Source organism: Agriterribacter sp. (assembly GCF_035445465.1).
Lineage (GTDB): Bacteria > Bacteroidota > Bacteroidia > Chitinophagales > Chitinophagaceae > Agriterribacter.
In genome coordinates, this window is record NZ_DAOMQT010000093.1 from 1 (window position 1) to 8616 (window position 8616).

Below are 8616 nucleotides of genomic sequence, written 5' to 3' on the forward strand. Positions count from 1 at the left end.
CACCCCTATTCAATACTAAAAGCTATTTGAGAATAAAATACCTAATCCTATCTTCAAATTTCCGGGTTATGATGTTGAGTAAATGGTTTGTATCGGCGCAGGGTAGTATTAAAAGGGATGGGTCTTTATTTGCAGACCGGTCTTTTAATATTGTATGCTTAGATGATCACAAGTTGTTCAGTACCGCCATTTCCGAATATTGCATAAAGCCATTTTTCCCCCTGGCCAAGCTGGAGATACTGACCAACGGTGATGATGCCTATACCTATATTAAAAGCCAGATTGATCATAACAGCCGCGTTGATCTGTTCATAACGGACATTAATCATCCGGGGTTAAAAGGAGATGCGCTGATCAGCATGATACGACAGTATGAAAAGCAAAAAAACTGTTCCTTTCGCATACCTGTTATGGTTATAACAATGATGCCTTACGCATTTGTGCCCCAGCTTGTTGCCGCTGGCATAGATATGGTTGATTGCTATTTCAGTAAAACGGCTGAAGCATATGAGATCGTTGATGGCATTGAAGAGCTGTTATACTAAGCTTCCTGCCGCTACGGGAAGGAAACGGAGAAGCGACAATTTGCAATGCGCACGTTGCTTATGATGGGTGGGTTTCCGGATAAAATCCAATAACTTCGGTACATGCTTTTTGTTTTTTTCATATCCTGGTTAATAGGGCTTGCTGAGCCTGCTCCGCCGCAATTCCGCGAGCAGGTGATAGATGATGATATATCCATAGGGTATGGTATAGCGTTAGGCGATGTGGATGGTGACGGGAAGCCCGATGTGCTGCTCGCCGATAAAAAGCAGATCGTATGGTACCGTAACGGCGACTGGAAAAGACGGGTAATAGCGGAAAACCTTACAGAACACGATAATGTTTGTATTGCAGCGCAGGATATTAACGGCGACGGGAAAGTAGAAGTGGCTGTTGGTGCACAGTGGAATCCTTCCGAAACCAGCAATGCAGACCAATCCGGTGCAGTATTTTATTTAAAACGTTCGGCCGATCCTGAACAAATGTGGAAACCGGTACGGTTGCCGCATGAGCCCACTACCCACCGCATGAAGTGGGTAAAATCAGCAACCGGTGAATATTACCTGGTTGTATTGCCGCTTCACGGGCGGGGCAATAAAGCAGGCGAAGGGGAGGGGGTTAAGATAATGGCTTATAAGTACCCGGCTAATGAAAATGACGAATGGAAAACATATATCTTAGATTCTGCGATGCACCTTACACACAATTTTGATTTTAAAGCATCCAGCAATGAAAAGCAAAGTGGCTTATATGTAGCAGGAAAAGAAGGCGTTAAATTTATAGAAACCAATTTTCTCAAACAAGCTGTTGGCAAAGCCACAACAATACGGGGTATAGAACAGGGCGCGGGCGAAGTGCGTGTGGGAGATCTTGCGGCAGGCAAAAATTTTATTGCTACCATTGAACCCATGCACGGCACAGCGGTAGTAGTATATTTAACAGATGATAATGCGAAAAGAATAGTGCTGGATGATGGTATAAAAGAAGGGCATGCGCTGGCCGTTTCCGATTTTTTGGGTGTGGGGAGTGACCAGGTGGTTGCGGGGTGGAGATCGCCCGGTAAGGAAGGGAAAGTAGGAGTGAAGCTATATGTTAAAAAAGATGCCGGCGGAACACAATGGCAACCGTACTGGATAGACAATAATGGTATGGCATGCGAAGATATACAGGTAATGGATCTGAATGGTGATGGTAAACCTGATATTGTTGCCTCCGGAAGAGCAACAAAGAATCTTAAAATATACTGGAATGTATCCGGCAAATAAACAGATACTGCGCCGTGGCTATACCCGGCGGACTCCTGCTCATGAATAATTTTTCAACCGTATCTTTGGCCTTCTTATCATAAAGGAATATTATATTATGGATAGAGCGTTGTGGGCCGAAAAGATCATTCGCCAGCCGCACCTGTTACCGGAGCTGCGTATAGCGGGTGAAAAAATTGTAAACAAAGAAAGACTATCGGAAGAAGACGGGTTAATCCTTTTTGAAAAAGCGAGTTTGTCATTTGTTGGCACATTGGCTAACCTGGTGAGGGAAAGACTGCATGGAGATATTACCTATTTCAACCGGAACTTTCATATTGAGCCTACCAATGTATGTGTTTTCAGTTGCAAGTTTTGTTCTTACAGCCGCTTATATGCCCATCGGGAAGAAGGATGGGAACTGAGCGTGGATCAGATGATGGATATTGTGCGCGGTTATGATGGAAAGCCGGTAACAGAAGTGCATATCGTAGGAGGAGTGCATCCCAAAATGAACCTTCATTTTTTTGCAGACCTCATGCGGAAGATCAAAGCCCACCGCCCTGAACTGCATATCAAAGGTTTCACACCTGTTGAGCTCGACTATATGATCCGCAAGGCAAAGCTTTCTGTTGAAGAAGGTATGAAGCTGATGCATGAGGCCGGACTGGATTCATTGCCCGGCGGGGGCGCTGAAATTTTTCACCCGGAGATCAGGCGGCAGATATGCGATGACAAGGTAGATGCGGAAGGCTGGCTGCGCATACATGAGGTGGCGCATGCATTAGGCATGCATACCAATGCTACCATGCTGTACGGTCATATTGAAAAATACTGGCATCGTATTGATCATATGAAAAGATTGCGTGATCTGCAGGATAAAACAGGCGGCTTCAATACTTTTATTCCTTTAAAATTCCGCAACAGTAATAACGAGATGAGCCATGTGCCGGAGTCGTCTGTAGTTGAAGATATGAAGATGTACGCTGTGGCCCGTTTGTTCATGGATAATTTTCCGCACCTGAAAGCCTATTGGCCCATGCTTGGAAGGCAGAATGCGCAACTTACCCTTTCATTTGGTGTAAACGATATGGATGGCACTATTGATGATACTACGAAAATTTATTCCATGGCGGGTAGTGAAGAACAAAATCCAGCCATGAATACTACCGAACTCGTGGCGCTTATAAAGCAGGTAAAGCGTAAACCCATAGAACGCGATACCCTGTACCAGGTAATAAAGGATTACAGCGCAGAAACAGTACCCCTGTAACCTGCACCTTGTAACTTGCACCCTGCACCCTGCAACTTGTAACCTGCTCCCCTTAATCTGCCGCTTTTACCGAGCCGCTGCCATGTATCTTTGAAGAAACGGAGCCTCCGCCTTTGTAGGTAATATCGCCGCTCCCGTTAACCGTTGCGTCTAATTTTACACTGGCAAACACATGGATATTTCCGCTGCCAAATGTTTTAACAACAGCGTTTTCGGCTTTCAGCTCCGTTGCGTCAATTTTTCCGCTTCCCGTGGTACTGCATTTGATATCCCTTGTATTGCCGCTAAGATAAATATCTCCCGATCCGGTTATTTTTGCTTCAATGGCGGGAGCGTCTAAGTTAAGCCTCATGTTCCCCGATCCCGTTATTCCCAGCTCTATTTCATCGTTGCCGGTAAACTTTGTTTCGCCTGTGATATCACCCGAACCTGTAATATCAACTTCCTGCAGTTCGGGTAGCGTTACCGTTACGGTTACATCCCGGCGGGTATTGATATTAACATCGTCTGTATACTTCACTATTAATTTTCCATCGTTTACATAGGTTTCTATATAAGGGATGATATTTTCTTCTCCTTGTATTTCCACCGCATGGTCGCCGCCTTTTATGAGATGCACATTCATGGAGCCTCTGAGCTGAATGTCTTTAAAGTTGCTTACTGTTCTGGATTCCGTGGTAACATTACCATTTCCCCGAACGGTTTCGCGGTAGTTGCAGGAAATCAAGAAGGTAAAGGCGATCGGGAGTAAGCATATTTTTTTCATGCAGTATGTTTTTTGCAGAACAAACCTAATATAAATTTGTAATAACCGGAAGCAATTGCCAGTGACAGATAAAATTAAATACGAAGCCGGGAATTCGAAATACGAAGGAATACAAAGCATTAAGAACCAAATCACAAGAGCCAAATAAATTCCAAATAATCAAGTACGAAGCCGGAAATTCGAAATCCGAAGGAATACAGTAACAGTAAGAACCCAAAGCCAAATTACAAGAACCAAATAAATCTCAAACCCGAAGCAGATCCCGCAGGTGCAGGACTAAATTCGAAGCAACCACAAACCACAAACTAAAAACTATAAACTCACCTATCTGCCTGACACCTGATACCTCCTACACCAGGTCGTTCAGTGCGGCTTCTAAGGAAGGGAATAAAAACCGGAAGCCGGTGGCGCGTATTTTATCACCATCTAAGGTAATTCCTTTTAATAATTCAGCGCTCATTTCTCCGAGCATCCATTTTAAAATAAAAGTCGGAACATATATCACGATATAAAATGAACCTTTCATTTTTTTTGCAAGATCGGTAACAAGCGATTTATTGTCAACAGGCTTTGGCGCAACGGCATTATAAGCGCCATGAAGCTGTTCGTTTTCTATAGCATGAATATAAATGCGGCAAATATCATCAATATGTATCCAGCTTTGCATTTGTTTACCGCTACCCAGTATGGCCGCTATCCCAAAGCGTACCGGGCGGGTAAATTCCCGGAGCGCTCCGCCCTTAGTGCTGAGTACCAAACCCGTTCTTATTTTTACCAGCCTTTTTCCTATGGATGTTACCGGTTCAATGCTTTCTTCCCAAGCTTTGCAGGTTTCACCTAAAAAGCCGGGAGCGGCAGGCATGTTTTCTGTAAAAGCATGCGCTTCTTTTTTCAACAGGCTGTCATCGCCATACCAGCCCATAGCAGAAGCATTGATAACCGCTTTTACCTTGTTGGCATTTTCTTTCAATGCCTTTACAATAAGTTCTCCGCTCTTTACCCTGCTTTCGGCAATTACTGTTTTTCTTTTAGCCGTCCACCGCTTATCTGCAATACCCGCGCCTGCAAGGTTGATGATATAATCGGCTTCCTGCACAGCCGCTATATTTATAACAGCTTTAGCAGGATCCCATGTGGCATAGGAAGGGTTTGACGCGTTATTTTTAATCCCCTCTTTTTTATTGCGGGTAAGGATAATAACCCGGTATCCTTTTTCAATAAGCAACCCGGTAAGCCTGTTGCCTATTAAACCCGTGCCGCCTGTTATGAGTACTGTTGTCATGATGTGCAGTAAAGTTAACCAGTGATACCATTAAAAAAGAGACGGCAGGTGTTGGCCCTGGCGTCTCTTATACATATATTACGGAACAATGAGCTCTTCTGCTTGCACTTACTACTTATCCTTCATCACTCACCATTCACCAAATCAGTCCGGCTTTTTACCATCCAGAAAAGTATTGATGGTGCTTATTTGTGTTTGATCATTCTCATCCGTTTTAACGGTATAATTGCTGTAAAATTTCTCTACCGAGGCCAGGGCGTCCTTTAAATGAAAATTGCGGCGAACATAAGCCGGCACAGTTTCAAACTCATTGTTTGAATCGGCAGCATTAACATTGTACGACAAGTTGCGCAACTTGTTTAAACGTTCTGCTGCACGACGCTTTTGATCTTCCGCCTCGTCCTGCATTGCAGGTTCCTCGGCAGAATAGCTTTCGCTTTGAGTTGAGCGTGCCACGGACTCGTTCGCCGCATTGGGATCTTTAATCACCATTTGCATTTCATTTACCTTCCCGTCGGTTGATGCATTACTTTGCAAAGGCGATGGCTCTTCAACAGGGTTATTAGTTTTGGATTGTAAATGATCAGGTTCCTCAGCATAGATGTTGGATGGCTTTGATAAATAACCACCTGACGTCGGGGTGGTGCTAGCTTCTTTATTAAATATAGTTTTATTATCAACTGGTGAAATAACCGGTTCAGTGCCTGCAGGCAGATGTTCAGTGTTGGTTTCAATGGTTTTGGAAGATAATGAAGGTAATGAAGTTATTGACAAGTTCAATATTTCTTTCTCCTCATTTTTTACTTTTTCGACGGATGGAGAAACGGTGCTTATGCTCATGAAATGCTTTGTTTCAGCTACTTCCACTATCTGTGGCGCCATGGGATCTGTTATTGTTTCCACCACGGGAGCCACCTGTGGCGCCGGTTCATTTCCGTTAAGGGTAAGCATGATCTTTTCTTCGTTTTGCTGCTCCTTTTTTTCAACCGGGTCATGGGTAACTGCTTTGTTTTCAAATCCTGTGGCAATCAATGTGATACCTATTTTGTTGCCCAGTGAGTTATCGTATCCTAATCCCATAATTACATTGGTATGCTCACCCGCCTGGCTTAGGAGGTAGTTTTGTATCGTATCTACCTCATCCATTGTAAACTCCGTATCACCTTCGGCCGAATTAATGTTGATCAGTATCCATTTGGCGCCACTGATGTCATTGTCATTCAGCAGCGGTGAATTGATGGCATCCTGGATCGCTTTTTGCGCGCGGTTTTCACCATCGGCTGTGGCGCTGCCCAGTATGGCCACACCACCATCACGCATAACCGTACAAACGTCGGCAAAGTCAACGTTGATCTGTCCGGTTGTATTAATCACATCCGTAATACATTTCGCAGCAGTAGCCAGCACGTTGTCTGCTTTTGAAAAAGCGGCCCGCATAGTAAGATTGCCATACTGGTGGCGCATTTTATCATTGCTGATCACCAGCAGGGTATCTACATAATCTTTTAGTTTTGCTATACCTTCCTCTGCCTGGGCAAACCGCTTTTTACCTTCATAGGCAAAAGGCGTGGTAACTATTCCAACGGTAAGTATGTTTAAGTCCTTACATATTTTAGCCAGTATAGGAGCGCCGCCGGTGCCCGTGCCGCCACCCATGCCCGCGGTAATAAATGCCATCTTGGTATTCACTTCTAATATGCGTCTTATTTCTTCTAAGCTTTCTTCGGTTGCCTGCCTTCCAATATCAGGATTGGCGCCTGCCCCAAGCCCCTGTGTGAGCGTGGGTCCCAGTTGCACTTTATTAGGCACCTTGCTTAGGGCCAGCGCCTGTGCATCTGTATTGCAGATAATAAAATTTACGCCTTCAATGTCCTGGCTGAACATATGGTTCACTGCGTTGCTTCCTCCGCCGCCAACGCCAATTACTTTAATGATGGAGGATTGCTCTTTAGGCAAATCAAAGTGTATCATAATAACGGTTAATTTAATCTTATCAGTGCTATACTAAATAAGAGATGTGAAATAATGGATAGTTCGTATTTTGAAATTCTATTTTAATGGTATTGTTCTTTAAGGTGAAGCTTTGCTCCTTTGCAGGATCGCCCATCACCGCATCGTTATTTCAGTTGTTCGTCGCCTTCTTCTTTAAACAATTCTATCAATCCGCCTTTAATGGAATCCATAAATTCCTTCAGGCTTTTGGTACGTTTTTTTGTTTTTTCAGCACCAATGCCTCTTTCCTTTTTCTTTGTTTTACGGGTTTCATGTTCCTCCTTTTTTTCTTCCTTTGGGATAAGCGTGGTATATTTTTCCCTGTCTATTGAGTTTTCATACACATTATATCCTTTCAATATTAGCCCGATACAGGTGGCATACATGGGCCGCGTAAGCTCTTCAATATGTCCGGAGGCCAGGTGCTCATTAGGAAATCCTATGCGTGCATCAAGCCCGGTTGTATACTCGGCAAGCTGGATCAGGTGTTTAAGCTGTGAGCCGCCGCCGGTAAGAATGATACCTCCATTAAGCATTTTATTTTCGAGCCCTACCTGTTTCAGATGATAGGTAACAAAGTCTAATATTTCACTCATCCTGGCCTGTATGATACCGGCAAGGTTTTTTACGCTGATCTCCTTTGGCGTCATGCCGCGCAACCCCGGAATAGTAATGTAAGCGTTGCTTTTGGCCTCGTCTGTCAATGCGCTCCCAAACTGCACTTTCATTTGCTCGGCCTGTGTTTTTAAAACACCCAGGCCGGTCTTAATATCATTGGTAATATTTTCACCACCAAAAGGAATAACGGCAGTATGTTTTAAAATGCCTTCATAAAACACCGCAAGATCTGTTGTGCCGCCACCTATATCCACGATCACTACACCTGCTTCCAGGTCCTGCTCACACATTACGGCAGCAGCCGATGCCAGGGGCTGTAATACAAGGTCTTTTACGGTGAGCGCCGATTTCTCAACGCTCCTGTTGATATTGCGGATAGCGTTCCGGTCGCCGGTAATAATATGAAAGTTGGCGCCCACTTTAACACCGCTATAGCCTATAGGATTAGTGATATTCTGAAAGTTATCAACGGTAAATTCCTGTGGTATCACATCAATGATCTGGTCGCCGGCAGGAATATAGGTTTTGTACTGGTTATAGATCAACTGGTCAATTTCGCTCTGTGCAATTTCCTCATCCGTATTTTGCCGTACAATATCGCCTCTTGTTTGCAAACTCTTAATATGATGGCCGGCGATACCTACATACACTTCACTGATCTCGAGGTTGGGATTGGAAGCATAGCAGTTTTCCAGAGCAGATTGTATGGCTTTAATGGTTTGATCAATGTTCAATACCATGCCATGTTGCACGCCGTTGCTGTTGGCCCTTCCGAAACCTAATATTTCTAATTTGCCGTACTCGTTTTTTCGCCCTGCTATGGCGGCGATCTTGGTAGTTCCGATATCCAGTCCTACAATAATGGGTTGTTCAGTGTTCATGGTGGTTGGTTTATTGC

Annotated in this window: 7 protein-coding genes; 3 read left to right on the forward strand and 4 right to left on the reverse strand. The window is 44.2% G+C overall.

Annotated elements, in window-relative coordinates; all coding sequences use genetic code 11:
* Positions 1–68: 68 nt before the first annotated feature.
* From PLE34_RS21005 to mqnE, 3 genes are all read left to right on the forward strand, one after another.
* Positions 69–545 carry a response regulator gene (locus PLE34_RS21005; RefSeq protein ID WP_324560304.1) on the forward strand — a complete coding sequence of 159 codons (477 nt, stop codon included), beginning with the start codon at positions 69–71 and terminating at the stop codon, positions 543–545.
* A 102-nt stretch (positions 546–647) separates the two neighbouring features.
* The gene (locus tag PLE34_RS21010; RefSeq protein ID WP_324560307.1) at positions 648–1808 is read left to right on the forward strand and encodes an FG-GAP repeat domain-containing protein; all 1161 of its coding nucleotides are present in this window, start codon (positions 648–650) and stop codon (positions 1806–1808) included.
* 97 nt (positions 1809–1905) lie between these two features.
* Positions 1906–3060 carry an aminofutalosine synthase MqnE gene (mqnE, locus tag PLE34_RS21015; protein WP_324560311.1) on the forward strand — a complete coding sequence of 385 codons (1155 nt, stop codon included), beginning with the start codon at positions 1906–1908 and terminating at the stop codon, positions 3058–3060.
* A gap of 52 nt (positions 3061–3112) precedes the next feature.
* Here the strand turns inward: mqnE and PLE34_RS21020 are convergent, their stop codons facing one another.
* The 4 genes from PLE34_RS21020 to ftsA all read right to left on the reverse strand — a co-directional run bounded on the left by PLE34_RS21020 (position 3113) and on the right by ftsA (position 8599).
* Positions 3113–3826 (reverse strand): head GIN domain-containing protein, encoded by a 714-nt coding sequence (locus tag PLE34_RS21020; RefSeq protein ID WP_324560314.1) that lies wholly within the window; start codon positions 3824–3826, stop codon positions 3113–3115.
* A gap of 349 nt (positions 3827–4175) precedes the next feature.
* Positions 4176–5108: a TIGR01777 family oxidoreductase gene (locus PLE34_RS21025; RefSeq protein WP_324560316.1), complete on the reverse strand. Its 933-nt coding sequence runs from the start codon at positions 5106–5108 to the stop codon at positions 4176–4178.
* A gap of 144 nt (positions 5109–5252) precedes the next feature.
* The gene (ftsZ, locus tag PLE34_RS21030) at positions 5253–7079 is read right to left on the reverse strand and encodes a cell division protein FtsZ (protein ID WP_324560319.1); all 1827 of its coding nucleotides are present in this window, start codon (positions 7077–7079) and stop codon (positions 5253–5255) included.
* 146 nt (positions 7080–7225) lie between these two features.
* Positions 7226–8599 (reverse strand): cell division protein FtsA, encoded by a 1374-nt coding sequence (ftsA, locus tag PLE34_RS21035; protein ID WP_324584736.1) that lies wholly within the window; start codon positions 8597–8599, stop codon positions 7226–7228.
* Positions 8600–8616: the final 17 nt, after the last annotated feature.